Here is a 23,834-nt window from a genome sequence, read left to right as displayed (position 1 = left end):
TGGCACGGCGTTAGCAAAGGGATCGGCAAAGGAGCTGACATGACACGCCTCTCGCATTTCCTCGCTTTCGCAGTCTTGGCTGCCGTGACGTCCGCGCAGGCGGCCGAGCTTCCGGCGGAGATCAAGCAGACGGGCACGCTCAAGCTCACCGTCAACTCCACCTACGCGCCGATGGAATATCGTGATCCCGCCACCAACGAACTGGTCGGGCTCGATATCGATCTGGCGAATGAGCTCGCCAAGCGGCTCGGCGTGAAGATCGTCTGGAGCGAGACGCCGTTCGCCGAGCTGATTCCGTCGCTCCAGACCAAGCGCGCCGATTTCATCATCTCCGGCATCTCGGATCGTGCCTCGCGGCGTGAGACCGCCGATTTCGTCGATTACCTCGCGACCGGCCCGCAGTTCTTCGTGATGGCGGAGAGCGATGCGAAGGCGGCGGCCGATCTCTGCGGCAAGAAGGTCGGCACCACCCGCAGCACCAGCTTCCCGGCCGAGATCGAGAAGTGGAGCAAGCAGAATTGCGAGACGGCCGGCAAGCCCGCCATTCAGTACGTCCCGGGTGAGAACTCGATCGACGTCCGCAATCAGCTCAAGCAGGGCCGCATCGACGCCGCGGTCCAGGGCAGCGAGACCTTGCCCTATGCGCAATCGCAGGAGCCGGAAAAATACCGCGTCATAGGTGCGCAATTGTCCACCGGCTATCAGGGCATCATGTTCCGCAAGGATGATCCAGCCTTGCGCGAAGTGGTGACGGAGAAACTCTCGGCGATGATCGCCGACGGTTCCTACAAGGCGATTCTCGACAAATGGGGCCTTGGCGCCAACGCCGTCGCTCAGCCCATGCTGAACGCGGCGCCGCAATGAAGCCGGTGCCGGCGCTTGCGGAGGGTTTTCCCGATCTCTCGGGAATGCGGGTCGCGCGCGAGCCGCACTGGTTTCGCTGGCTCAGCGCGGCCCTGATCGTCCTGGTGCTGGCGGCGATCGGGCGCGCGTTTGCGAACGGTCAGATCGAATGGTCCTATGTCAGCCGCTTCCTGACCGTAAAGGTCATTCTTGAGGGCATCGTCAACACGATGGTGATGGCGGTGCTGGCGATGGCGCTCGGCATTGTCCTCGGCGTCGTCGTCGCGATCATGCGGCTGTCGCCCAATCCAGTGCTGAAGACGGTGGCTGCCGGTTACACCTGGCTATTCCGCGGCACGCCGCTGATCCTGCAACTGCTGTTGTGGTTCAATCTCGCGCTGGTGTTTCCGACCATCGGCATTCCCGGCCTGTGGAGCGCGCGCGCCGTCGATGTCATGACGCCGTTCCTCGCCGCACTGCTCGGGCTCGGCATCAACCAGGGCGCCTACACCTCGGAGGTGATGCGCGCCGGCATGCTGTCGGTCGACATCGGTCAGTATGAGGCGGCGCAGGCGATCGGCATGGGACGGCTGCGCGCGCTGCGCCGGATCGTGTTGCCGCAGGCGATGCGGGTGGTGATCCCGCCGCTTGGCAACGAGTTCATCGGCATGGTGAAGGCGACCTCGCTTGCGAGCGTCATCCAGTATCCGGAATTGCTGCACAACGCCGAAAACATCTATTACGCCAACTCCCGCGTGATCGAGCTGCTGATCGTCGCGGGGCTCTGGTACCTGCTCGTGGTCTCGGTCCTGACCCCGCTCCAGATGCTGCTCGAACGCCGTTTTGCCCGCGGCACATTGCGGCTTGCGCGATGACAAAACCCCTCGTCGCGATCCGCTCCGTAGCCAAGAACTTTGGAGAGTTCCAGGCTCTCAAAAACGTCTCGCTCGACGTCTGGCCCGGCGAGGTGATGTGTCTGATCGGCGCCTCCGGCTCAGGCAAGACCACGCTGCTCCGCTGCATCAACCAGCTCGCCGTCATCGATAGCGGCGGCATCTGGCTCGACGGCGAGCTGCTCGGTGTGCGCGAGCAGGGCGGGAGGCTCCATCGCCTCGGAGAGCGCGAGATCGGGCGGCAGCGGCTGAAGACCGGCATGGTGTTCCAGCGCTTCAATTTGTTTCCGCACAAGACCGCGCTGGAGAACATCACCGAAGGTCCGACCCAGGTGCAGGGGCGCAAGCACGACGAGGTGCGCAGCGAGGCGCTCGAATTGCTCCGTCGCGTCGGGCTTGCAGCAAAGGCGGACTCCTATCCCGCGCAGCTCTCCGGCGGTCAACAGCAGCGCGTGGCGATTGCCCGTGCGCTCGCCATGAAGCCGATGCTGATGCTGTTCGACGAGCCGACCAGCGCGCTCGATCCCGAACTCGTCGGCGAGGTGCTCGCCGTCATGAAGGAACTGGCGAAGAGCGGCATGACCATGATGGTGGTGACGCACGAGCTCGGCTTCGCCCGCGAGGTCGCCGATCGCGTGGTCTACATGGACCAGGGCGCGATCGTCGAGCAGGGCCGTGCGTCCGACGTGCTGGGCGCGCCACGCGAGGAACGCACAAAAGCATTTCTTTCGGCAGTGATCTGAAATGGGGGCGTGTTGATGAAGAGACTTTTCGTTGCGGCGGCACTTTTGGGCGCCATGAGCGCGTCGGTGATGGCCATCGAGCTGCCGGCGGAGATCGCCAAGCGCGGCAGCATCAAGGTGGCGGTGGTGCCGAACTATCCGCCGATGGAGTTCCGCGATCCCGCCACCAACGCGCTGTCGGGCTTCGACATCGATCTCGGCGAGGCGCTCGGGCGCAAGCTTGGCGTCAAGATCGAATGGACCGAGACCAGCTTTGCCGAGTTCATACCGTCGATTTCGACGGGCCGGGTGGATGCCATCCTGTCCGGCTTCACCGACTATGCGAGCCGGCACGAGATTGCTTCCTTCGTCGATTATCTTCGCAGCGGCCCAAAATTCTTCGTGCAGCAGTCCCGCGCGTCCGAGTTCAAGGACATGGCGGCGCTGTGCGGCAAGAAGGTCGGCGCCAGCCGCCGGACCATGTTTCCGGCGGAGATCGACAAGTGGAGCCAGAAGAATTGCGGCAGCAATTCAATCCAGTTCGTCGGTACGGACGGCTCGGCAGATGCGCGCACGCAGCTCAGGCAGGGCCGCATCGACGCCGCGGTGCAGGGCAACGAGACGTTACCCTATCTGATGGATCTCGAGCCGGGCACCTATGCGCCGGTCGGCGATCCCATTGCGACGCAGTTCACGGGAATTGCGCTGCCGGTCAAGGAAAAAGCGTTACAGCAGGCAATGACCGAGGCACTCGATGCGCTGATCGCTGACGGCACCTATCGTACGCTGCTTGCCAAGTGGAAACTGAACGACAACGGATTAGAGAAGGCGACCATCAATGCTGGACAGTAAGGCACTCCAGAGCATCCCGCTCGTTCCGGCCAACACCGCGGATCCCGCGCCGGAATACCCCTGGCCGAAGCCGTACAATTCGGCGATGTTCCTCTCCTTCGACGTCGACGCGGAGAGTGCGTGGACCAGCAAGGACGCGGTGCACGCGCAGCGGCTCATCACCATGAGCTATGGCGGTTATGAGGCGCGCGTCGGCACGCCAAAGCTGCTGGAGCTGCTCGACCAGCTCGATCTCAAGGCGACCTTCTTCGTCACGGGCTGGTCGGTCGACGCGCATCCGGCGATGGCCGAATCCATCCTCAAGGCCGGCCACGAGATCGGCCATCACGGCTATCACCACCTGTTGCCCGATCCCGGCGATCCCTGGATCGAGGAGGAGCTGGAGCGTGGTTTCGAGGCACTCAAGCGCCGGCTCGGCGTCAGGCCGACCGGCTATCGCGCGCCTTATGGCGAGTTCACCGAGGAGCTGCGCGTCGCTTTGGTGCGTCACGGCATCGTCTACACGTCCTCCTTCCGCGACGACGTCAGGCCCTATCGCCATCGCCTCGCCGACGGCAAGCCCGGCACGATCGAGCTGCCTGTCACCGCGAGCTATGACGACTGGATGCACGGCCTCTCCGCGCGCTTCAGCCCGCGCTCGATCTTCCCTAGGGAGCACGTGCTCTCGATCTGGAAGGACGAGCTCGACGAAACCAGGGACTGGGGTGCGATGGTGACGACTGTGCTGCATCCGCAATGCAGCGGCCGTCCGATGCGGCTGCGTCTGCTGCGCGAATTCCTGACCTACGCAAAGTCTTGCCCCGACGTCTGGATCACGACCGGCGAGAAGATCGCGGAAAATTTTCTGCGCCACGAGGCCGGTAACCGCTGAGCACTATCATGACCCGCATCCTCGTCATCAACCCCAACTCCTCAGCATCGGTGACGGCGGCGATCGACGACGCCGTCGCGCCGCTGCGGATCGCCGGCGGGCCGGAGATCGAGGTGGTCGGTCTTGCCGAGGGGCCTCCGGGCATCAGCTCGCAGCGCGATGCCGATAGCGTTGTGATGCCGCTGGTGAATCGTGTCTCGCGCGACAACGCTGATGCCTTCGTGCTCGCCTGCTTCAGCGATCCCGGCCTGCATGCGGTGCGTGAGGCCGCGGGGGCTCGCCCCGTGATGGGCATCGCCGAATGCGGCATCTTTCGCGCGCTGATGCTCGGCGAACGCTTTGGAATCATCGCGCTGTCGCCGTCGAGCATCCGCCGCCAGCAGCGCATGGCGCGGGTGATGGGCGTCGACAGCCGTTATGCCGGAAGCTGGTCGGTCGGCGCGAGCGCGGCCGAGACGGCTGGCGCCGACATCCGCAGTCGCTTGATCGAAGCCGGCCGCGCGCTGGTGACGCAATGCCGCGCCGATGTCGTGGTGATGGGCTGCGCCGGCATGGCGTCGCATCGTGCCGCGATTGAGGATGCGGTCGGCGTGCCCGTGATCGAGCCTGCGCAGCAGGCGGTGGCGGCGGCGATTGGCGCTGTCTTGTTGAACACGTAAGATCCTTCAGGAGCCTCTTGTAATGCCTATCTCTCGCCGCTCGCTCCTCAAGGCCGCCGCAACGATACCGGCGCTGTCGTTTCCAGGCATCGTGCGCGCTGAATCTCAGTCGACGCTGCGCTTCATCCCCGTCATCGACCTCGCCTTCGTCGATCCCATCTATTCGACCGCGCAGGTGTCGCGAAACCACGGCTTCATGGTCTACGACACGCTTTACGGCATGAGCGCCTCGCTCCAGGTCTCACCGCAGATGCTGTCGGGGCACGTCATCTCCGGCGACGGACTGCAATGGGACCTCAGCCTGCGCGACGGCCTGTTCTGGCATGATGGCGAGCGCGTGCTGGCCCGCGACTGCGTCGCGAGCATCCGCCGCTGGGCCGCGCGTGACGGCTTTGGCGGCGAGCTGATGGAGGCGACCGCCGAGCTTTCGGCGGCTGACGACCGCACCATCCGTTTTCGCCTCAAGCGTCCGTTCCCGCTACTGCCGCAGGCGCTCGGCAAGGCCGCGATCAACGCCTGCTTCATGATGCCGGAGCGGCTGGCGAGCCAGGATCCGTTCAAGCCGCTGACCGAAGTCATCGGCAGCGGTCCGTTCCGCTATCTCGCCGACGAACGCGTGCAGGGCGCGCGCAACGCCTATGCCAAGTTCGAGCGCTACCAGCCGCGCACCGACGGCAAACCGGATTGGACGGCGGGACCGAAGATCGTGCATTACGACCGCGTGGTCTGGACCACCACGCCGGACGCCGGCACCGGCGTCGCCGCGCTCCAGACCGGCGAGCAGGATTGGCAGGAGACCACGCCGCATGACCTGCTGCCGATCATCAAGGCGGCCGGCGATATCGAGACGCGCGTCCTCGATCCCAGAGGCTACGCCTGCATGCTGCGCCTCAATCATCTCCAGCCGCCGTTCGACAATCCGGCCGTCCGCCGCGCGCTGTTAGGCGCGATCGACCAATCCGCATTCATGACGGCGGTGGCCGGCACCGACCCGGCGTTCCAGGTCTCGCCGATCGGCTACTTCGCGCCTGGCACGCCAATGGCGAGCGACGTCGGCCTCGATGTATTCCGCGGCCCCCGCGACTACGCCAAGGTGAAGGCCGATCTGAAGGCCGCCGGCTACAATGGCGAGAAGATCGTGGTGCTCGTCCCCACCAACTCGCTGGCGCAGAAACCGCTCGGCGAGATCGCGGTCGACAGCTTGCGCAAGGCCGGCATGAACGTCGAATATGCCGGGCTCGATTTCGCGGTCGTGCTGCAGCGCCAGCTCAAGAAGGACCCGATCGGGCAGGGCGGCTGGAGCGCGGCGGTCGGCAATTGGCAGGGCATCGACTGGCTCAACCCGGCCGGCAACACCAACATCCGCGGCGAAGGCAAGGTCGCCGGCTGGTACGCGAGCGAGAAGATGGGGACCTTGCGCGGCCAGTGGCTGGCGGCCTCCGAGCTTGCCGAGCAGCAGCGCATCTGCCGACAGATCCAGGCGGTCGCCTTCGAGGAAATCCCCTATATTCCGATCGGCCTGTACAAGCAGCCGACCGCCTACCGCAAAGCCATCACCGGCATTCTCGACGGCACCGCCGTCTTCTGGAACGTACGCCCCGCATGAGCAGGACAGCAATCTTCGGCAGCTATGTGCTGTCACGCAAAGACGGTACGCAGGATGTGCTGCGCGACCATTGGGTTTTGGTCGAAGGCAAAAAGATCGCGGCAATCACGCGCGACAAGCCGCGCGCGGACGAGGTCTACGATCGTCCTGGCCGCTTCGTGCTGCCGGGCCTGCTCAATTTGCACAATCACTGCTTCTCGGAAGCCGTGGCGCGCAGCCACACCGAGGACGGCAACGGTCGCAAGAACAACCAGAGCATCGTCTACACGGTGCTGCTGCCGCTGACCAAGCGCGGCGCCGATATCTTGTCTGCGGAAGAACGCATGGCGGTGGCGCGGCTCGGCATCCTCCAGCTCCTGAAGGGCGGCGCCACCACGGTGATGGAGCCGTTCCGCAATTCCATTCCGGAGATGTTCGACGCGGCCGAGGAGATGGGCATCCGTTTCTACGGCGCGCCGTATCTGTTCTCGACGTCGGACGCCAAGGCCGGCGCCGACGGCGTGGTGCGCTATTCCGGCGACGACGGCGCCACCGACATGGCGACATGGGATGCGCTCTATCAGCGCTGGAACAATCGCGGTGACGGCCGCATCAGCCTCGCGATGAGCCCGCACGCCACCGACACCTGCGGTCCGGATCTGCTGAAGGCCTGCGCCACGCGGGCGCGCGAACTCGGCGTCCCCATCACGACGCACATGGCGCAGAGCCGCGCCGAGGTCGAGACCATCGGCAAGCGTTACGGTGGCCGTACGCCGGCGCAATATCTGGACTGGCTCGGCCTGCTCGCGCCCGACCTGATGGCGGCGCACTGCATGTTCAGCAGCGACGACGATCTCAAGCTGATGGCCGCGCGCGGCATGACCGTGCTGAACTGCCCGCGCGTGTTCGCGCGCGCTGGCGTCACGGCGGCGTTCAGCCGGTTCGCGGAGCATGGTGTGCGCACGGTGGTTGGCACTGACGGCTACAACATGGATTTGCTCGGTGAGCTCAATGCGGCGTCGCTGATCTCCAAGGTCACGTCAGCGCGCGCCGATGTCGCCAATTCGCCGGAGCTGATCGAAGCCAACACGGCCGTTGCCGCCGACGTCATCAAGCGGCCGGATCTCGGCCGGATCGAGCCGGGCGCGACCGCCGACCTCACCGTCGTCGATCTCACCCATCCGCACCTTCAGCCGCTGTTCGACCCGCGCCGCGCGCTGATCGCGCTCGCCAACCGCGCCAATATCGATCAGGTCATGGTCGATGGCCGCGTGCTGGTCGATGCCGGACGCTATCTCGGTGCCGACGAGGCGGCGATTATGGCCGCCGGCACTGCTGCGATCGGCAAGATCTGGGACCTGCCGGAGGCGCAGGCGGCGTTCAACGGCTGAGCGCTGGCTCGTCAAACTCGGCGAGCGCCTTGCGCATGGTCTCCACCAGATCGAGCGCCACCGGCGAGGGGCTGCGCTGCGCGGGAAAAACCGCGGAGAATTCGAAGTCGATCCGCGGCAAGAAGCGGCGCACGACGACGCCGCGGGTGGAGAATTCCTGCGCGGTGAAGGGATCGCAGATGGCGACGCCAAGTCCTGATGACACCATGCCGCACATGATCTCCGACAGCGTGGTCTCGACCCTGAGCACGCGGCGGACATCGTGGCGATGGAAGACCTGGTCGACCAGATGCCGGCTCGATGATCCCGCCGACAGCGAGATGAACGTCTCGCCCTCGAAATCGCGCGGCTCCAGCACTTCCTTTTCGGCGAGGCGGTGACCGGTGGGCAGGACAGCCACCCGCGCGGGCGCTGGCAGCTTCTGGCTCGGCAAGCCGGAATGGGCGATCGGCACCTCGGCAAAGCCGACATCGCACTGATTGTTCAGCACCCAATCGACCACGATCGGCGAGATCACGCCGAAGAAGGCGAGGTTGAGGTTGGGCCGCTCTTTCAAGAAATGACCGGTGAGCCGTGGCAAATAGCCGTTCGACAATGCCGGCAGTGCTGCAATCCGCAAGGAGCCGGTGCGACGGCCACGGATTTCTTCCGCCGCCGCGGCGATGCGTTCGAGGCCGACGAAGGAGCGCTCCACTTCGGTGTAGAGCGCCATCGCTGCGGCGGTCGGCACCAGGCCGGTGCCGCGCCGCTCGAACAGCTCCATCTTCAGCAGTGCCTGGAGGTCGCGCAGCAACCGGCTGACCGCCGGCTGCGTCACGGTCATCAGCGCGGCCGCCTCGGTCACGCTTCCCGTCAGCATCGTCGCGCGGAAGGCCTCCACCTGCCGCGAATTGATCCGGGCCATCCCAATTCCATTCATAATATTTAGGCATGCAGAGGGTGCCATTATTCATTGGACGACGGAAGCCCGGGTTTGCGATCTTTTTCATCAGGACTGGAGACAGCCCGCTTTTTCGGCAGATTGGAGGGGTTCGAACCTCCGGATCGCGCCAAACCCGCCGAGCAGGGGCCGGAGCCCTGATCGGAGAGGGATTTGCGCGGAAGGAAATGCGGAAGGCTTCGGCCAGCGAGACTCGTCGGCACGTCACCTCATTCCGGTATTGGAGATCGGTCCATATGAAGACTCTTCGCCTTCTGACAGCGGTCAGCATTGCGGCGCTCATTGTCGCCCCGTCGGCCGCCTCGGCCCAGCAAAAGACGCTCTATGTCGCCGGCTATGGCGGCTCGTTCGAGAAGACCATCCGCGACGAGGTGATCCCGGCCTTCGAGAAGGAGAACGGCGTCAAGGTCGAGTACGTCGCCGGCAACTCCACCGACACGCTGGCAAAACTCCAGGCGCAGAAGGGTAACCAGCAGATCGACGTTGCCATCGTCGACGACGGCCCGATGTACCAGGCGATCCAGCTCGGCTTCTGCGGCAAGCTCGAAGGCCTGCCGGCCGCCAATCTCTACGATACCGCCCGCTTCAAGGACGATCGCGCGGTCGCCATCGGCATCGTCGCCACCGGCCTGATGTACAACACCAAGGTGTTTGCGGAAAAAGGCTGGGCGCCGCCGACCTCATGGAATGATCTGAAGGACACGAAATACGCAAAACAGCTCGTGATCCCGCCGATCAACAACACCTACGGCCTCGAAGCGCTGGTGATGCTGTCGAAGATGAACGGCGGCGGTGAGACCAACGTCGATTCGGGCTTCAAGATCTTCAAGGAGCAGATCAATCCGAACGTGCTGGCCTACGAGCCGTCGCCGGGCAAGATGACCGAGCTGTTCCAGTCCGGCCAGGCCGTGATCGCGGTGTGGGGCACCGGCCGCGTGCAGAGTTTTGCCAACACCGGCTTCCCCGTCGACTTCGTCTACCCGAAGGAAGGCGCGGCAACGCTGCTGACGACGGCGTGTCCGATCACCAAGCCGAATGCCTCGCCACTGGCGTCGACGTTCGTCAAGATGTTGCTCGAGCCGAAAATCCAGCTCGTGATGCTGAAGGACTACGGCTATGGCCCGGTGCTGAAATCGCTGGTGATCCCGCCCGAGCTCGGCAAGATGGCGCCGATCGGCGAGCGTGCGGCAAAGCTCTACAATCCGGATTGGACCGTCATCAACGAGAAGCGCGAGGAGTGGACCAAGCGCTGGAATCGCGAGGTCGAGCGTTGATCTGATCGTTCGCGGAGACAGCGTGATGGCCTATCTCGAGCTCGATCGGGTCGCAAAGCAGTTCGGCGTGCAGACTGTGGTCGACGACTTCAGTCTGTCGGTGGGCAAGGGGGAGTTCATCTCCTTCCTTGGCCCGTCCGGCTGCGGCAAGACCACGACGTTGCAGATTATCGCGGGCTTCCTTGACCCCACGCGCGGCGCGATCCGCCTGGAGGACAAGAACCTGGCCGCGATCCATCCGGCCAAGCGCGGGCTCGGCATCGTGTTCCAGAGCTACGCGCTGTTTCCACACATGACCGCGGCGGAGAACGTCGCGTTCGGTCTGGAGATGCGCAACGTGCCGCGCGGCGAGCGGGCCGAGCGCGTGCGTGCCGCGCTCGCGATGGTGGGCCTTGCCGGTTACGAGGACCGTCATCCCCGCCGCATGTCCGGCGGCCAGCAGCAGCGCGTGGCGCTGGCGCGCGCGCTGGTGATCAAGCCGAGCGTGCTGCTGCTAGACGAGCCGCTGTCGAACCTCGATGCCAAGCTGCGCGAGGAGATGCAGATCGAGCTGCGCCAGATCCAGCGCACCATCGGCACCACCACGATCCTGGTCACCCACGACCAGAACGAGGCGATGTCACTGTCCGACCGCATCGTGGTGATGAGCCAGGGCAAGATCGAGCAGATCGGCACGCCGCAGGAAACCTACGAGCGGCCGGCTTCGGCCTTCGTCTCGCAATTTCTCGGCAAGACCAATGACTTTGCCGGGACGATCGACCGGACTGTCGTGCCCACGCAGCTGGTGGTGGGTTCCTGGCGCGCGCCGGCGCCGGCTGGTCTCAGTGGTCCCGTGACCGTCAGCGTTCGCCCCGAAAGAATCGGCTTTGGCGATGCAGGGCTCAGCGCAAAAATCATGACGCGTATCTTCCAGGGCAATCACTGGCTGTTCCAATGCGACAGCGAATGCGGCCCGGCGATTGTGATCCGCCAGAACGATGGTCAGGCGCAGCCGGCCGAGGGCGATGCGGTTCGCCTCACCTGGCGGCCCGAGGACATGAGCGTGCGTGCGAGGGCCGGCGCATGAGCACGGCCGCTGATGAACGCAATGCGCGCGCGCCGTGGGCGCTGACCGCGCCTGCCTTGATGCTGTTCGTCGGCGTGCTGCTGATTCCGCTCGCGATGACCGTGATGCTGTCGTTCCACGATTGGGGCCAGTACAAGGGCATTGAGCCGGTCTTCATCCTCAAGAACTGGCACGAGATCGTAACCGATCCCTATTACGCTGAAATGTTCTGGCGGACGTTTCGCATCGCGATCCTGACCACGCTGCTCACCGCATTGCTCGGGGCGCCCGAAGCCTACATCCTCAACCGCATGGACGGCCGCTGGAAGAGCATTTTCCTGCTGGTCATTCTCGGGCCGCTGCTGATCTCCGTGGTGGCGCGCACGCTTGGCTGGGCGTTGCTGTTCGGCGGCAACAACGGCCTCGTCAACAAGCTGCTGATGTCGGCAGGCGTGATCAGCTCCCCCATTCCCTTCATGTTCACCGAAACCGGCATGGTGGTCGCGCTCGCGCATGTGATGATGCCATTCATGGTGCTGTCGGTGTGGGCGGCGCTGCAGCGGCTCGACCCGCAGATCGAGAATGCCGCGATGTCGCTCGGCGCAGGCCCTCTCACCATCATCCGCCGCATCATCATGCCGCAGATCATGCCGGGCGTGCTGTCGGGCGCGATCATCGTGTTCTCGCTCTCGGCCAGTGCGTTTGCGACGCCGGCGATCATCGGGGGACGCCGGCTCAAGGTCGCGGCGACGCTGGCCTATGACGAATTCCTCAACACGTTGAACTGGCCGCTCGGCGCGGCGGTCGCGACACTGCTGCTGGCCGCACTGGTGCTCATCGTCGTCGGCAGCAACGCGCTGATCGAACGCCGCTATGCGGAGGTGTTCCGATGAGACGGAATGGTCCGCTCGCGCTGATCTTCCACACCATCTTCGTCGTCGTGATGGTGGCGCCGATCCTGGTGGTTTGCCTTGTCGCCTTCACGCCTGAGGGTTTCTTGTCGCTGCCGACCAACGGCTTTTCGCTGCGCTGGTTCAGGGCGATCGCGAACTACCCTGAATTCATCCATGCGTTCTGGGTCAGCCTCGGCCTCGGCGCGCTGTCCTCCTTCGTGGCGCTCTTGTTCGCGGTGCCCGCGGCGCTCGCGCTCGCGCGCTATCGCTTCCGCGGCCGTGACGCGCTGGCGGCACTGTTCCTGTCACCTTTGATGATCCCGCATGTCGTGCTCGGCATCGCCTTCCTGCGCTTCTTCACCTCGGCTGGTCTCGGCGGCAGCTTTGCCGCGCTGATCATCGCGCATGTCATCATCGTGTTTCCCTTCGCGCTGCGGCTGACGCTGGCGGCCGCCACCGGCATGGATCTCTCGCTCGAGATGGCCGCGGTCTCGCTCGGCGCCAACGGCTGGACACTGTTCCGCCGCGTCACGCTGCCACTGATCCTGCCCGGCGTCATCAGCGGCTGGGCGCTCGCCTTCATCCAGTCCTTTGACGATCTGACCATGACCGTCTTCCTTGCGGCACCCGGCACCGAGACGTTGCCGGTGCGCATGTTCCTCTACATCCAGGACAACATCGATCCGCTGGTGACGTCGGTCTCGGCCTGCGTGATCGCTGTTACCATGACCGCCCTCATTCTGCTCGACCGCTTCTACGGGCTCGACCGTGTGCTCGCCGGCAAGGGCGATACGGGACGATAGGAGAATCTATGCGAACGGATTACGACGTCGCCGTCGTCGGCGGCGGACTGCTCGGCTCCGCCATTGCCTGGGGCCTCGGCCGCCTCGGCAAGCGCGTGGCCGTGCTCGACGAGGGCGACATCACCAAGCGCGCTTCCCGCGCGAACTTTGCGCTGGTGTGGGTGCAGAGCAAGGGGCTGGGCATGCCCGCTTATACGATCTGGACCGTGCAGGCATCGCAGGCGTGGGGCAGGCTTGCCTCCGAGCTGAAGCAGCAGACCGGCCTCGATGTCTCGCTCCAGCAAAATGGCGGCTTCCATCTCACGCTTGGCGACGACGAATTCGGTCAGCGCGCCGAGCTGGTCAAGCGTATGCACAACCAGAATGGTGCAGCCGATTACAAGATGGAGATGCTCTCCGCGTCCGAGGTGAAGAAGTCGCTGCCGCTGATTGGCCCGGAAGTCTCCGGCGGCAGCTATTGTCCGCTCGACGGCCACGTCAACTCGCTGCGAACGTTCCGCGCTTTCCATACCGGCTTCAAGGCATTCGGCATCGACTATTTTCCGGAGCAGCCGGTCTCGGCGATCAGCAAGAGTGGTGGTGAATTCAAGCTGACCACGCCGAAGGGCGAGCTCCGTGCCGCCAAGATCGTGCTTGCCGCCGGCAATGCCAACCAGACGCTGGCGCCGATGGTCGGCCTCTCAGCGCCGATGGGCCCGACCCGCGGCCAGATCGTGGTGACCGAGCGCACCATGCCGTTCCTGCCGCATCCGCTGACCACGATCCGTCAGACCGACGAGGGTACGGTGATGATCGGCGACAGCAAGGAGGACGAACTCGACGATCGCACGCTGAAGCATTCGATCAGCGCGGTGATGACCGATCGCGCCCAGCGCATGTTCCCGCATCTGGCGCGGCTCAACGTGGTCCGAAGCTGGGCCGGCATCCGCGTCATGCCGCAGGACGGCTTTCCGATCTACGACCAGTCGGAGACGCATCCGGGCGCCTTCGTCGCCTGCTGCCATTCCGGCGTGACGCTCGCCTCCAACCACGCCTTCGAGATCGCGCGCATGGTTGCGCAGGGCGCGCTCGAGCCGGAGCTGGTTGGCGCGTTCTCGGCCAGCCGTTTTGGCGGCGCGGGTACCGCGAACAACAGCGGCTACTAGGGATATTGAAGGAACCAGGATGTTCAAACGATCCGAGCAGGACAAACGGCCGCCAGTGCAAATCTTTGTCGACGGCGTTGCCATCGCAGCGCGCCAAGGCGACACCGTCTCCGCTGCGCTGCTGGCATCGAGCTGCGACGCACGCCGTTCGACCGCGGTGAGCGGCGCGCCGCGTCTGCCTTACTGCATGATGGGTGTGTGCTTCGATTGCCTCGTCACCATCGACGGCGTCGGCAATCGCCAGGGCTGCCTCGTACCCGTCGCCGAGGGCATGCAGGTCGAAATCCAGAAGGGCAAGCGGGAGATCGGAAAATGACTGTGGCTCCCAAGCGCGAAGATTATGATGTCGTCGTGATCGGCGCGGGGCCCGCGGGCCTCGCCGCCGCCGCGATATCCGCCGAAGCAGGTCTTTCGACGCTGCTGCTCGACGAGAACGTCGGCCCCGGCGGCCAGGTGTTTCGCGCCATCTCCTCGACGCCCGTAACCGACCGCAATCAGCTCGGCGCCGACTATTGGGTCGGTGCCGATCTCGTGCAGTCGCTGCGCGCGAGCAGCGCCGAGGTCATCCATCGTGCGACCGTCTGGAGCCTCGACCGCAATCTCGACATCGCCGTCTCCGTCGGTGGCGCCTCGGCCTTTGTCAAGGCGAAGCGCGTGATCCTCGCCACCGGGGCATTGGAGCGGCCGTTTCCGATTCCCGGCTGGACGCTGCCGGGCGTGATGACCGCGGGCGCGGCGCAGACGATGCTGAAATCGTCCGCGCTGGTGCCGGATGGGCGCACGGTCATTGCGGGGCAGGGTCCCTTGCTCTGGCTACTTGCCGCGCAGATTTTGCGGCTCGGCGGCCGTATCGACCGCATCCTCGACACCACCGAGCGCGGTAATTACATTGCGGCGCTCCCGCACGCCTTTGCCTTCCTGACCTCGCCCTATTTCGCCAAGGGCTTGTCGATGATGCGCGAGGTGAAGGCCAAGGTGCAGGTCGTCTCCGGTGTCACCGAGCTTGCCGCAGCCGGTGACCTCCAGCTCGCGAACGTGAGCTATGTTGCCAGCGGCAAGCGCGAGACCATTCCAGCCGACCTTCTGCTGCTGCATCAAGGCGTCGTGCCCAACGTCAATCTGGCGATGGCAGCCGGCGTCGAGCATCACTGGGACGAGTTGCAGTTGTGTTGGTCGCCGGTGCTTGACGCGAGCGGCAATTCGTCGGTCGCCGGCATCGCGATCGCCGGCGACGGTGCGGGCATCGGCGGCGCGAATGCGGCCATCGTGCGCGGCCGGATCGCGGCACGCGCAGCTGTTGAAGCGCTGGCGCCGGCCGCTGTCGCAAAGCTTGCGTCGATGGCGACCCTCCGCGCCGATCTCGCCAAGGCCGAGCGCGGCCGGGTCTTCCTCGACACGCTGTTCCGCCCGGCACCGCAGTTCCGAATTCCCTCGGGCGACACCATCGTCTGCCGCTGCGAGGAGGTGACTGCTAAGGATGTTCTTGATTCCGTCGCGATCGGCGCGACCGGGCCGAACCAGCTCAAGGCCTATCGCCGCACCGGCATGGGGCCATGCCAGGGCCGGCTCTGTGGCCTCACCGTCACCGAGCTGATGGCGCAGGCGCGGGCTAAGACCCCGCAGGAAATCGGCTATTACCGGCTGCGCGCGCCGGTCAAGCCGATCACGCTCGCCGAGCTCGCCGCCGTGCCGAAGAGCGAAGCCGACGTCAAGGCCGTGGTGCGCGGATGACCCAAAACGTGGATGCGATCGTCGTCGGCGGCGGCATCCACGGATGTTCGACCGCGCTGCATCTGTGCCTTGCCGGCCTGAAGCCGGTGCTGATCGAGAAGGACTATGCCGGCCGGCACGCTTCCGGCGTCAACGCTGGCGGCGTTCGCCAGCTTGCGCGGCACATTCCCGAGATCCCGCTGTCGATCCGCTCGATGGGGATCTGGGAGAACATCAAAGATCTCCTCGACGACGATTGCAGCTTTGAGAGCTACGGCCAGGTGCTGGTCGCGGAGAACGAGGAGGAGCTCGCGGTCTGCCGCGCGCGCGTCGTCGAGCTCAACGCGCTCGGCTTCACCCATGAAGAGCTGATCGACGGGGCTGAGCTGCGCCGGCTGGTACCGGCCGTGGCCGAAACCTGCCCCGGCGGCGTGGTCTCGCGCCGCGACGGCGCAGCCAATCCGGCGCAGACGACGACGGCGTTCCGGCGCAAAGCCCAGCAGCTTGGCGCCACCGTCCGCGAAGGCGTAGCCGCCAGCAATATCCGTTACAGCGCCGGTCTCTGGTACGTCGATGTCGGCGCTGAAACCTTTGCCGCGCCGGTGCTGGTGAACGCAGCCGGCGCCTGGGCCGGCAAGATCTCTGCCGCGCTCGGCGAGCCGGTCCCGGTCGAGACCGTTGCGCCGATGCTGATGATCACCTCGCGCGTGCCGCACTTCATCGACCCCGTCGTGATCCTGCGCGGCCGAAAACTCTCCTTCAAGCAGTTCTCCAACGGCACCGTGCTGATCGGTGGCGGTCATCTCGCAATGCCCTATCGGGACCGCAACGAGACGGTGCTGGACTGGAAGAGCCTCGCGATCAGCGCGCGCACCGTGTTCGAGCTGTTCCCGGTGATGCGCAGCGCTACCATCGTCCGCGCCTGGGCCGGCATCGAAGCCAAGATGAAGGACGACATTCCTGTGTTCGGCCCGAGCAGTCGCCACAAGGGCCTCTACCACCAGTTCGGCTTTTCGCTGCACGGTTTCCAGCTCGGCCCCGGCGCCGGCGCCGTGATGGCGGAACTGATCGTCAATGGCGGCACCCAGACCCGCATCAGCGATCTCGGCATCGACCGTTTCTATTCCCCCACGCTCTAACCTCAAGAGGACATCATGAGCATCACCCGCAGCATCCGCACGCCCATCATGCACCGCGCCGTCGAAGCCAACGGCTTCGTTTTCATCGGCGGCACGATCGCCGACGACACCTCGGTCTCGATGGGCGACCAGACCCGCAATATCCTCGGCAAGATCGCCGGCTATCTGAAGGAAGCCGGCACCGACAAGTCGCGCGTCGTCAGCACCTCGATCTTCGTGACCGATCTCTCCAAGAAGAAGGAGATGGACGCGGCCTGGACCGAGTTCTTCGGCGACAATCTGCCGACCCGCGCCACCGTCGGCGTCGCCGATCTCGGCGGCAGCGCGCTGATCGAGGTGGTGGTCACCGCGCTCAAGGGCTGAATGCTCGCTGGCGGATTGGGCCGATACGGCTTGATATCGTTCGCCGGCAGACTTAGTTAAGTCAGCTCCCAATCAGGAATTAGCAGCCATGGATTTTACCCCGATCGCAAAGCCCACCTGCCTTGCTCACGGGGAATTCCATGCCTGCTTCAATCATCCTGTCGAACCTGTCGCTGTCCACGCCTGACGGCCGTTCTCTTCTCTCCAACATCGATCTGACATTCGCGGCCGAACGAACCGGTCTCGTCGGCCGCAACGGCGTCGGGAAAACGACGCTGCTTGCGTCGATGTCCGGGGAACATGTTTCCCAGTCCGGGCGCATCCTGATCAACGGCACCATCGGCCTGCTGCGCCAGGACGTGCAGATCCTGAAGGGTGCGACGGTGGCCGATCTCTTCGGCGTCCGGCAGGCGCTGGAGTTGCTCCGCCGCGCCGAGCGGGGCGACGCCTCGGCCGACGACATCGCCATGATCGACTGGACCCTCGAAGCGCGGCTGGAAACGGCTCTGGCGCGTCTCGGTTTTGATCCGTCGCCTGATACGGAGCTGTCTTGCCTGTCCGGCGGCCAGATCACGCGGGTTCGTCTCGCCGCGCTGGTCTTCGCCGAGCCCGACTTCCTGCTGCTGGACGAGCCCACCAACAATCTCGATCAGGACGGACGCAAGGCGGTGACCGATCTCCTCGCCGCCTGGCGCGGCGGCGCGATCGTCGTCAGCCACGACCGTGACCTGCTCGAGACCATGGATGCCATCGTCGAGCTGACATCACTCGCCGCAAGGCGGTATGGCGGCAATTGGAGCGGGTATCGCGCGCAGAAGGCCGTCGAGCTCGCGGCCATCAGGCACGACCTTGCGCATGCCGAGAAGCATCTCGCCGAGATCGACGGAAAGGCGCAGGAGGCCACGGAGCGGAAGGCGCGCAAGGACAGCGGCGGGAAGAAGAAGCGTGCCAAGGGTGACATGCCGCGCATCCTCGCCGGCGCACGCAAGGACCGCAGCGAGGACACCGGCGGAAAGACTGCGCAGATCGCCGAGCGGCGGCGTGCGGAGGCGCGGGATGCTGTCGACACGGCGCGCCGTCGCATCGAGATTCTTCAGCCGTTGTCCGTGAAACTGCCCTCGACCAACCTGCCGTCAGGGAGGGAGGTGATTTGGCTCGATCGGGTCAGTGCCGGCTATGATCCGGAGCGCGCGATCTTGCGCGATCTGTCCCTGGCGATCGTCGGGCCGGAGCGCGTTGCGATCGTCGGGCCGAACGGCTCGGGTAAGACGACGCTGCTGAAGCTCATCGCGGACGAGCTGCACCCTGTCTCGGGCATCGTGCGGGTCAAGCCGGATTTCGCAATGTTCGACCAAAAGGTCAGCCTGCTCGATCCCTCGATCTCCGTCCTGGACAATTTTCGGCGCCTCAATCCGGTGTCGGACACGAATGCCTGCCATGCCGCCCTGGCGCGTTTCATGTTTCGCGCCGACGCTGCCTTGCAGATCGTCGGGAGCCTGAGCGGCGGGCAGGTGCTTCGTGCCGGCCTGACGTGCGTGTTTGGCGGGGCGAGGCCGCCATCACTGCTGATCCTGGACGAGCCGACCAATCATCTGGACGTCGAGTCCATCGAAGCCGTCGAAGCAGGCTTGCGGGCCTATGACGGCGCGCTGCTCGTCGTCAGTCACGACGAAGCATTCCTGGAGGCAATCGGGATCACGCGGCGGCTCGATCTGGACGCCATGGTGCAAGGCGAGCATGGCGGGATCATCTGATCCCGCCCCGCGTTTAGACATGACAATGAGTTTTGGCGGAGATTATCAAAAACCCGACGCCCTGCCCCCAGCGCGCCGGGTGGAATGAATGAGTATCAATCCGTGATCCCAACGCCCCTGTTGTGACTCGGGCCGCACCAAATGACCACTCCGGGAAACTACCGCGTCGGAGCCGCGCTGCGCCGAACTCATGCGCGGCCTAAGAAGCCGCGCTGCCGCCCGGCTCCAGCGCCTCGCCCATCTCCAGCGGATGCGCCATGGTCTCGTGCAGGGCCTCTCGATCGAGCTCGCCTTCGGAGATGCTGATGACGACACAGGCGACGCCGTTGCCGATCAGATTGGTCAGCGCGCGGCACTCGCTCATGAACTTGTCGATGCCGACCAGGATCGCGATCGACTGGATCGGAATGTCGGGCACGATCGAGAGCGTCGCCGCGAGCGTGATGAAGCCGGCGCCTGTTACGCCCGAGGCGCCCTTCGAGGTGATCATGGCGATGCCCAAAATGCCGAGCTCCTGCCAGATGGTCAGATGCGTGTTGGTCGCCTGCGCCAGGAACAGCGTGGCCAGCGTCATGTAGATGTTGGTGCCGTCGAGATTGAAGCTGTAGCCGGTCGGGATCACGAGGCCGACCACCGAGCGCGAGGCGCCGAGATGCTCCATCTTCTGGATCATCTGCGGCAGCACCGTTTCCGACGACGAGGTGCCGAGCACGATCAAAAGCTCGTCCTTGATGTAGGCGATGAAGCGCAGGATCGAGAAGCCGGCGAGCCGTGCGATCGAGCCCAGTACGATCAATACGAACAGCATGCTGGTGAGATAGAACGTGCCGATCAGTGCGGCGAGGTTGATCAGCGAGCCGAGGCCGTAGGCGCCGACGGTGAACGCCATCGCGCCGAACGCGCCGATCGGCGCCACGCGTACGATGATGCGGATGATGCCGAAGAACATTTTTGCGGCCTTGTCGATCGCTTCCGCGATGGGCTCACCGGCCTTGCCGAGGAAGGCGATGGCGAAGCCGGACAGGATCGAGACCAGCAGCACCTGCAACAGATCACCACGCGCAATCGCGCCCACATAGCTGTCGGGGATGATCGCCATCAAATGCGCGACGATGCCCTCTTCGTGAGCCTTGGTGACATAGGTCGCGACCGACTTCGGATCGATCGTGGATGGATCGATGTTGAAGCCGTGCCCGGGCTGGAGAATTTCGCCGACCAAAAGGCCAATGGCGAGCGCGACGGTCGACACCGTCTCGAAATAGATCAGCGACTTCAGCCCCACCCGGCCGACGCGCTTGAGGTCGCCCATCGAGGAGATGCCGTGCACCACGGTGCAGAAGATGACAGGCGCGATCATCATCTTGATCAGCGCAATGAAGCCGTCGCCGAGCGGCTTCAGGGCCTTGCCGAGATCGGGATAGACATAGCCGATCAGCACCCCGAGCACGATCGCGATCAGCACCTGGACATAGAGGATCTTGTACCAGGGCTGGTGCCGGCGATGGATGGCTGGCTGGATCGCGACTTGTGTCATACTGTGTGCCCCGGAACGTATTGATTTTGCAAGCTTTGATGATTTGCATCATGTGATGGTCGCCGCAGAAGCGACAATCACATTTTTGTCGGATCGCACGAAGATCAATCGCTGCACCGCAACGGGGGGAACATGACGATCGCAACAGGCTCGGACGAGCAATCGCAAAGCTATTTTCCGCATTGGAAACTGAAGACTTCCGGCGTGATCATGCCCGAGGAGCGGCTGTCATGGGGGCAGACGATCGTCTCCGGTCTCCAGCATTGCGTCGCGATGTCGGGCTCGACGATCATCGCGCCGCTGCTGATGGGGTTCGATCCCAATGTTGCGGTCCTGTTCTCCGGCATCGGCACGCTGATCTTCTTCGTCATCGTCGCGGGGCGCGTGCCGAGCTATCTCGGCTCAAGCTTCGCCTTCATCGCCGTCGTCCTAGCTGCCACCGGCTATGCCGGGCATGGGCCGAACCCGAATCTCTCTGTTGCGCTCGGCGGCATCGTCGGAGCCGGGGTGTTGTACGGCGTGATCGCGCTGATCGTGATGTGGTCGGGGGTTGGCTGGATCGAGAGGCTGCTGCCGCCAGCCGTCACCGGCGCCGTGGTCGCCGCGATCGGCCTCAACCTTGCGCCCGTTGCGGTCAAGGCGGTGAGTGCCAACGCATTCGACACCTGGATCGGGCTCGCGACCGTCCTGATCATCGGCGTGGTTGCCGTTGCAGCGCCGGGCCTGTGGCGCCGCCTGCCGATCATCCTCGGCGCGATCGGCGGATATCTTTTGTATTTGCTGTTCGCCAACGGCCTCGGCTTCGGAAAGCCGGTCGACTTCGCGCAACTCTCGTCCGCGCCGTGGCTAGGCATGCCGAGCTTCACCACGCCGACCTTCCAGGCCGATGCAATCTTTCTGATTGCGCCGGTTGCGGTCATTCTCGTCGCCGAGAACCTCGGTCACATCAAGGCCGTCGGCGCCATGACGGGCCGAAGCCTCGATGCCTATCTCGGCCGGGCCCTGTTCGCCGACAGCCTCGCGACGATCGTCGCGGCCTGCGGCGGCGGCACTGGTGTCACGACCTATGCCGAGAACATCGGCGTCATGGCGGCGACGAAGGTCTATTCGACCCTGCTGTTTGCCTTCGCCGCCACGGTGTCGATCCTGCTCGGCTTCTCGCCGAAATTCGGCGCGCTGATCCTGTCGATCCCGGGTCCCGTCATCGGCGGTCTCTCGATCGTGCTGTTCGGATTGATCGCCGCGATGGCGGGCCGGATCTGGGTCGAGAACAAGGTCGACTTCGCCAACCCTGCAAACCTGATCACCGTCGCCGTGGCGCTGACCGCCGGCGCGGGCGATCTCACGCTCAAATTCGGCGCGTTCACGATCGGCGGGATAGGCACGGGGACCTTCGGCGCCATCATCCTGTATCAGATTCTGAACTCGCCTCTCGCGCAGCGCACGGAATGAATCCCAGCGATGCGTTAAGGCATGGAACTAAACAGCGCTTCCATCGATGTTCAGGCATTCCGGAGAGAACCCATGCCGCAGACCGATCGCTCGACCCCGTTTCCCTCGCGCCTCGTCGGCCAATACGCGCTGGTGACCGGCGCCTCGCAAGGCATCGGCCGCGCCGTCGCCATCCGGCTCGCCCAGGAAGGCGCGACCGTCGCCATCAATTATTTCGGTCTTCCTGAGGGAGCGGAGGAGACGCTCGCGCTCGTGCGGACGGGATCCGGCGATCGCGGTCACGGCAAGCTCGACCATGTGATCGTCAAGGCTGACGTCGGCAACGAGCAGGAGATCGCCGCGATGTTCGAGACGATTTTGGCGCGCTGGAAGCGCCTCGACTGTCTCGTCAACAATGCCGGCTTCCAGCGGGAGTCGCCGAGCGAAGATCTCGATATCGAAACCTACCGCCGCATCATCGACGTCAATCTCAACGGCGCCGTGTTCTGCGCGCAAAAGGCGCTCGCGCATTTCGTCGCGCGCGGGGCTGGCGGCAGCATCATCAATTGCTCGAGCGTCCACCAGATCATTCCGAAGCCGGGCTATCTCGCTTATTCGATCAGCAAGGGCGGCATGGCCAATCTGACACGCACGCTGGCGCTCGAATTCGCCGGTCGCGGCATTCGCGTCAACGCGGTCGGTCCCGGCGCGATCGACACGCCGATCAACGCAGCCTGGACCGGCGATCCGGAAAAGCGCGGCGTCGTCACCAGCCACATTCCATTGGGACGCGTCGGCACGCCGGAGGAGATCGCTGCCGTGTTCGCCTTCCTCGCCTCGGATGATGCGAGCTATATCACCGGCCAGACCATTTATGCCTGCGGCGGTCTGACCTTGTTCCCCGAATTCCGCGACAACTGGGCGAGCTAGAACTCGCCGCCGATGCCGACATAGCCGGTGTGCTCGGTGCCGCCACCATTGCCATAGCCGCCGACCACGCTCAGCGGCATGGCGGTGTTGAGGCGATGGGCGAAGCCGAAACCAAAGCCGCCTTCGCCGTGATAGACGGAACCGCGCATCTGCCAGGTGGTCTTGCCGGGCGCCGACGGCATCGGTGCGCTTGCGGTGGCGACTGCCGCCGCGATGCCGCGCCGCGCCTCGGTGCGGTTGTCCCAGATCTGCGACTGCAGCCCGGAGAGCTGCGACTGGAAGCCCGAAGACATCCCGCTCAACTGGCTCATGTTGACGGCGTCGGTCGGGTTGATGCCAGCGGCGACGTTGGTCAGCCGCCGCTCGCTGCCGGCGGCGCCAAACGATACCGTGTTGGCAGCGCTCGCCACCGAATTCGCGCCGATCGCCACCGAGTTTGCTCCCAGTGCCTGCGCGCCGGCGCCAAAGGCACTTGCAGTCGCGCCGTTGGCAATGCTGTTGGCGCCCGTGGCCGTTGCATTGAGCCCGATCGCCTGGCTCCGATATCCCGTCGCCGTTGCGTTGTCGCCGGTTGCTGTGCTGAAAAAGCCTGTTGCGGTTGCCTGTTGGCCGGTTGCGTTGCTGGCGGAGCCGACAGCGGTCGCGCTGCCGCCGATCGCGGTGGCCGCGTTACCGAGCGCCGTTGCGGAGATTCCAGTGGCGACCGTGTTGGCGCCGATCGCCGTTGCGATGACGCCGGTTGCCGTGGCGGCCTGACCGACCGCCGTGGCGGCATCTCCGTTCGCAGTCGCTAGTTCGCCGAAGGCTGATGCGGCGGAGCCGGTCGTGTTGGCTTGGCTTCCCACTGCTGTCGCGCTACCCGAGGGGGCGTTGTTTACGCCGCCACCTGCGGCGTAGTCGGCGGCCGCAGCTTCTTCGGATACCAGCAACGGGATCGCGGCGGCGGCGAGGACGAAACCTGCCGATATCAGGCGGCGGATGACGTTCGTGCGACGCGCCTTCCCGGGATTGCGATGATGTGAATCGTCTGGTCCGCGCAGCAACCTGAATGACATCG

Annotated in this window: 23 protein-coding genes; 20 read left to right on the top strand and 3 right to left on the bottom strand. The window is 64.8% G+C overall.

What is annotated here, in order from left to right:
* The first annotated feature begins 39 nt into the window (after positions 1-39).
* Genes IVB29_RS31135 through IVB29_RS31100 form a run of 8 tightly spaced genes read left to right on the top strand, consistent with a single transcriptional unit; the run spans position 40 to position 7,816 of the window.
* Positions 40-864: an ABC transporter substrate-binding protein gene (locus IVB29_RS31135; RefSeq protein WP_247507236.1), complete on the top strand. Its 825-nt coding sequence runs from the start codon at positions 40-42 to the stop codon at positions 862-864.
* Positions 861-1,718, top strand: coding sequence for an amino acid ABC transporter permease (locus tag IVB29_RS31130; RefSeq protein WP_247507235.1), 858 nt, complete (start codon positions 861-863; stop codon positions 1,716-1,718). Before IVB29_RS31135 ends, IVB29_RS31130 begins: the two co-directional genes overlap by 4 nt.
* On the top strand, positions 1,715-2,479 hold the full coding sequence (locus IVB29_RS31125; protein ID WP_247507234.1) for an amino acid ABC transporter ATP-binding protein: 765 nt from the start codon (positions 1,715-1,717) through the stop codon (positions 2,477-2,479). The genes IVB29_RS31130 and IVB29_RS31125 overlap by 4 nt, the downstream gene beginning before the upstream one ends.
* A 15-nt stretch (positions 2,480-2,494) precedes the next feature.
* Complete coding sequence (locus tag IVB29_RS31120) at positions 2,495-3,310, top strand: ABC transporter substrate-binding protein (RefSeq protein ID WP_247507233.1); 816 nt, start codon at positions 2,495-2,497, stop codon at positions 3,308-3,310.
* A complete protein-coding gene (locus tag IVB29_RS31115) occupies positions 3,297-4,181 on the top strand; it encodes a polysaccharide deacetylase (protein WP_247507232.1) in 885 nt (294 codons plus the stop codon). The genes IVB29_RS31120 and IVB29_RS31115 overlap by 14 nt, the downstream gene beginning before the upstream one ends.
* An 8-nt stretch (positions 4,182-4,189) precedes the next feature.
* The gene (locus tag IVB29_RS31110) at positions 4,190-4,840 is read left to right on the top strand and encodes an aspartate/glutamate racemase family protein (RefSeq protein WP_247507231.1); all 651 of its coding nucleotides are present in this window, start codon (positions 4,190-4,192) and stop codon (positions 4,838-4,840) included.
* Between the two features lie 22 nt (positions 4,841-4,862).
* Positions 4,863-6,446, top strand: a complete 1,584-nt coding sequence (locus tag IVB29_RS31105) for an ABC transporter substrate-binding protein (protein WP_247507230.1) — start codon at positions 4,863-4,865, stop codon at positions 6,444-6,446.
* A complete protein-coding gene (locus IVB29_RS31100) occupies positions 6,443-7,816 on the top strand; it encodes an amidohydrolase family protein (RefSeq protein ID WP_247507229.1) in 1,374 nt (457 codons plus the stop codon). The genes IVB29_RS31105 and IVB29_RS31100 overlap by 4 nt, the downstream gene beginning before the upstream one ends.
* Here IVB29_RS31100 and IVB29_RS31095 read toward each other — a convergent pair.
* Positions 7,806-8,720, bottom strand: coding sequence for a LysR substrate-binding domain-containing protein (locus IVB29_RS31095; RefSeq protein ID WP_247507228.1), 915 nt, complete (start codon positions 8,718-8,720; stop codon positions 7,806-7,808). The two genes, IVB29_RS31100 and IVB29_RS31095, sit on opposite strands and share 11 nt — an antisense overlap.
* Positions 8,721-8,992: 272 nt before the next feature.
* On the opposite strand from IVB29_RS31095, the gene IVB29_RS31090 reads away from it, so the two are divergent.
* From IVB29_RS31090 to IVB29_RS31045, 10 genes are all read left to right on the top strand, one after another.
* Positions 8,993-10,030, top strand: coding sequence for an ABC transporter substrate-binding protein (locus IVB29_RS31090; RefSeq protein WP_247507227.1), 1,038 nt, complete (start codon positions 8,993-8,995; stop codon positions 10,028-10,030).
* Positions 10,031-10,055: 25 nt separating this feature from the next.
* Positions 10,056-11,096 carry an ABC transporter ATP-binding protein gene (locus IVB29_RS31085; protein ID WP_247507226.1) on the top strand — a complete coding sequence of 347 codons (1,041 nt, stop codon included), beginning with the start codon at positions 10,056-10,058 and terminating at the stop codon, positions 11,094-11,096.
* Complete coding sequence (locus IVB29_RS31080) at positions 11,093-11,968, top strand: ABC transporter permease (RefSeq protein ID WP_247507225.1); 876 nt, start codon at positions 11,093-11,095, stop codon at positions 11,966-11,968. The genes IVB29_RS31085 and IVB29_RS31080 overlap by 4 nt, the downstream gene beginning before the upstream one ends.
* Positions 11,965-12,771 (top strand): ABC transporter permease, encoded by an 807-nt coding sequence (locus IVB29_RS31075; protein ID WP_247507224.1) that lies wholly within the window; start codon positions 11,965-11,967, stop codon positions 12,769-12,771. Before IVB29_RS31080 ends, IVB29_RS31075 begins: the two co-directional genes overlap by 4 nt.
* A gap of 8 nt (positions 12,772-12,779) precedes the next feature.
* Positions 12,780-13,916: an FAD-dependent oxidoreductase gene (locus tag IVB29_RS31070; RefSeq protein WP_247507223.1), complete on the top strand. Its 1,137-nt coding sequence runs from the start codon at positions 12,780-12,782 to the stop codon at positions 13,914-13,916.
* A gap of 19 nt (positions 13,917-13,935) precedes the next feature.
* Positions 13,936-14,232, top strand: a complete 297-nt coding sequence (locus IVB29_RS31065) for a (2Fe-2S)-binding protein (RefSeq protein ID WP_247507222.1) — start codon at positions 13,936-13,938, stop codon at positions 14,230-14,232.
* Positions 14,229-15,647 (top strand): NAD(P)/FAD-dependent oxidoreductase, encoded by a 1,419-nt coding sequence (locus tag IVB29_RS31060; RefSeq protein ID WP_247507221.1) that lies wholly within the window; start codon positions 14,229-14,231, stop codon positions 15,645-15,647. The genes IVB29_RS31065 and IVB29_RS31060 overlap by 4 nt, the downstream gene beginning before the upstream one ends.
* Positions 15,644-16,765, top strand: coding sequence for an FAD-dependent oxidoreductase (locus IVB29_RS31055; protein WP_247507220.1), 1,122 nt, complete (start codon positions 15,644-15,646; stop codon positions 16,763-16,765). Before IVB29_RS31060 ends, IVB29_RS31055 begins: the two co-directional genes overlap by 4 nt.
* Before the next feature lie 15 nt (positions 16,766-16,780).
* Positions 16,781-17,128, top strand: a complete 348-nt coding sequence (locus IVB29_RS31050) for a RidA family protein (protein WP_247507219.1) — start codon at positions 16,781-16,783, stop codon at positions 17,126-17,128.
* Between the two features lie 140 nt (positions 17,129-17,268).
* On the top strand, positions 17,269-18,882 hold the full coding sequence (locus IVB29_RS31045) for an ABC-F family ATP-binding cassette domain-containing protein (protein ID WP_247507218.1): 1,614 nt from the start codon (positions 17,269-17,271) through the stop codon (positions 18,880-18,882).
* A 199-nt stretch (positions 18,883-19,081) separates the two neighbouring features.
* On the opposite strand, the gene IVB29_RS31040 is transcribed toward IVB29_RS31045, so the two are convergent.
* Positions 19,082-20,416 (bottom strand): dicarboxylate/amino acid:cation symporter, encoded by a 1,335-nt coding sequence (locus tag IVB29_RS31040; RefSeq protein WP_247507217.1) that lies wholly within the window; start codon positions 20,414-20,416, stop codon positions 19,082-19,084.
* Positions 20,417-20,548: 132 nt separating this feature from the next.
* Between IVB29_RS31040 and IVB29_RS31035 the strand changes: the two genes are divergently transcribed.
* Both IVB29_RS31035 and IVB29_RS31030 read left to right on the top strand, forming a co-directional pair.
* Positions 20,549-21,868 carry a solute carrier family 23 protein gene (locus IVB29_RS31035; protein WP_247507216.1) on the top strand — a complete coding sequence of 440 codons (1,320 nt, stop codon included), beginning with the start codon at positions 20,549-20,551 and terminating at the stop codon, positions 21,866-21,868.
* Positions 21,869-21,940: 72 nt separating this feature from the next.
* The gene (locus IVB29_RS31030) at positions 21,941-22,777 is read left to right on the top strand and encodes an SDR family oxidoreductase (RefSeq protein WP_247507215.1); all 837 of its coding nucleotides are present in this window, start codon (positions 21,941-21,943) and stop codon (positions 22,775-22,777) included.
* Here the strand turns inward: IVB29_RS31030 and IVB29_RS31025 are convergent.
* Positions 22,774-23,832, bottom strand: a complete 1,059-nt coding sequence (locus tag IVB29_RS31025; protein WP_247507214.1) for an adhesin — start codon at positions 23,830-23,832, stop codon at positions 22,774-22,776. The genes IVB29_RS31030 and IVB29_RS31025 overlap by 4 nt on opposite strands.
* Between the last annotated feature and the right edge of the window lie 2 nt (positions 23,833-23,834).

The sequence above is a fragment of the Bradyrhizobium sp. 1 genome, from assembly GCF_023073315.1.
In the GTDB taxonomy this organism is placed as follows: Bacteria; Pseudomonadota; Alphaproteobacteria; order Rhizobiales; family Xanthobacteraceae; genus Bradyrhizobium.
Note: the sequence above shows the minus strand (reverse complement) of the source record. Positions and strands in the feature narration are given on the sequence as shown.